The organism is Arenibaculum sp., assembly GCF_035998295.1.
Classification (GTDB): domain Bacteria; phylum Pseudomonadota; class Alphaproteobacteria; order Azospirillales; family Azospirillaceae; genus DASYHS01.
Map to the genome: position 1 here is coordinate 1 of NZ_DASYHS010000138.1, position 2,489 is coordinate 2,489.

Sequence of the window (2,489 nt, forward strand, 5' to 3'; positions counted from 1 at the left end):
GCTTCTGGCCTGACGCGGCGGCATGTCCCTGACGTAGCTGGCGACGAAGAGGCGGGTGGCGGCCGCGAGGTTGAGCGGGCCGCGCCGCCCGTCGATCTCGGACAGGAGGTCGCCGACCTTCAGCCCCTCGGCCCTGGAGACGCTCTCGACCAGCTCCCAGAAGGCGCTCTCCAGCCGGATGGATGTGCGGCGGCCGCGGATCACGACGTTGCGGGTGATGCGGGCGTTGGGATCGGTCGGGGCTCCCCTCTTCGTCGTCATCTCCGCTCTCCTCCACTCGTGCGACGGCCCGGCGGCTACTCGACGCCGTAGGTCCTTACGTCGATCGCGTCGTAGATCTCCGATCTCAGCAGCGCGTGGAGCGCGTCCTCGTCGAGGGTATCGACGTTCCGGAGAAGGTCCTTCCACTTCGCGACCAGCGACCCGAGCCGCTCGCGGTACAGCTCGGGATTCTCAACGCCGAGTTGGCTTTTGACCAGTTCGGTGCTGCCACCCATGTCGGCGTCGATGAATGCCTGCTTGGCCGCTTCCCACTCGCCTTCCGACGGTACGAACGTGACGCCGGCCGCCTTGGCCTCGCCGACGGCGCTTTCGAGGTTCTTCGCGTAGGCGATCTGCAGCTTGACCAGCGCCCTGGCGGTCAGGTCGAGCAGCACCTGGCGGTCCTCCACGCTCAGCCCCGTCCAGAAGTCGCGGCTGAGCGACCATGGCGAGCCGAGGAAATACGAGCCCAGGTCGAGCTCGACGACATGGCTGGCGACCTCCATCAGGCGCGTCGACACCAGCGTCGTGTTGTCGGCCACGACGCAGTCGAGGACGCCGCGCTCCAGGCCCGTATAGGCCTCCGACAGGGGGGCGTTGACGGGGACCGCGCCCATGAACTGCGCCCAGCGCGCCAGCACGGCCCCGGGCGTGCGGATCTTCTTGCCCTTGACGTCGCCGGCCGTCTCGACCGCGGAGCGGCAGAAGAGCTGGTAGGGCGGCGTGTTCATGCCGGCGATGAAGACGAGGCCGTTGTCTTCCCATTCCTCGCGGACCTCCGGCGTCGTCATCACGAACTCGGTGAAGGCGAAGGCGAGCGGCAGGGACTGCGTATGGATGAAGGACAGGTCGTCGACCGCGTTCGTCTTCGGCAGGTCCTTCGGGTAGTAGCTGGCGGCGACGAAGCCGACCTGCGCGACGTCGTCGCCGAGGCCGGTGAGGATGGTGTTGGCGCCGAGCAGCGCGCCGCCCGAATGGACGTTGAAGGCGATGCGGCCGTCGGTCGCGGCAGCCACGTCCTTCGACCATTCGATGAGCGGTCCGGACGTCAGCAGGTTCGACGGCGGCAGGAAGGTCACCGCCTGGTAGTCCTCCGCCTGCGCGGACACCGGCAGCGCGAGCAGGGCGGTCGCGCAGGCCAAGAGAGAAAGTCGCCGCATGTTTCCTCCTTTGTTCGTGCTTTATTGCATTTGGCCGGGCAGGAAGGTCGAAATGGCAGGAAAGAAGATCAGGATTGCCAGGACGACGACGTCGGTGGCGATGAACCACCCGACGCCCCTGAATATTTCCGAAAGGTTCACGGCATCGCCGAGGGAGCTCTTGATGACGTAGACGTTCAGCCCGACCGGCGGCGTCATGAGGCCGATCTCGAGGAGCTTGATGACGATGATGCCGAACCAGATGTAGTCGAACCCGAACTCGGCCAGCAGGGGCTGGATCACCGGCAGGACGAGAAGCATCAGGGCGATGCTTTCGATGAACATGCCCAGCACGATGAATATGCAGGAGATGAGGAGCACGACCAGGTACGGATCGCCCCCGGTCGCTCCGATGAAGGTGTCCCTCAGGAAACCCGGCACGCCGCTGAGGCCGATGAAGCGGGCGAACAGCGAAGCCCCGATCGCCGCGAAGAAGATGGTCGCCGTGCTCCGCGCGGACTGGACCACCGCCGACGTGAAGGCCGACCACGAGAAGGCCCCGGCGGCCAGGGATATCAGCACGGCGGCCGCGGCGCCGACCGCCCCCGCCTCGGTCGGCGAGAACCAGCCGAGGAAGATCCCGCCCATGACGCAGGCGATCAGTGCCGGCAGGGGCCAGACCCGGGCCAGGCCGCGCCATCTCGGGCCGGGCATCTCCCGGTCGGGCATCTCGCGGTCGGGGGCGAGGCGCGGGTCGTGAAGCGCGCGCACCGTGATCATGGCGATGTAGGCGCCCGCGGTGAGCAGGCCGGGAAGGATGCCGGCGATGAAGAGCTGGCCGATCGAGACCTGCATGAAGACGCCGTACAGCACCATCAGCACGCTCGGCGGAATGAGCGAGCCCAGGGTGCCGGCGGCGGCGACGCAGCCCGAGGCCAGTCCGCGCTGGTAGCCGGCCGCCAGCATTCCCGGCACGGCGATCCTGGCCATCGCGGCGGAGGTCGCGACGCTCGATCCCGACGCCGAGGCGAAGACCGCCGACGCGACGACCGTCGAGGACGCCATGCCGCCGGGGACGCCGCGCAGCGC

Annotated in this window: 3 protein-coding genes; all 3 read right to left on the reverse strand. The window is 68.0% G+C overall.

Annotated features, from left to right (window positions below; translation table 11 throughout):
• A partial coding sequence (locus VGO20_RS13525) for a ribbon-helix-helix domain-containing protein (protein ID WP_327502884.1) occupies positions 1-261 on the reverse strand: 261 nt, incomplete at its 3' end.
• Between the two features lie 35 nt (positions 262-296).
• Positions 297-1,421, reverse strand: a complete 1,125-nt coding sequence (locus tag VGO20_RS13530; protein WP_327502885.1) for a C4-dicarboxylate TRAP transporter substrate-binding protein — start codon at positions 1,419-1,421, stop codon at positions 297-299.
• Positions 1,422-1,442: 21 nt separating this feature from the next.
• Positions 1,443-2,489 (reverse strand): TRAP transporter large permease (locus VGO20_RS13535; protein WP_327502886.1); only part of this gene is annotated, 1,047 nt, incomplete at its 5' end.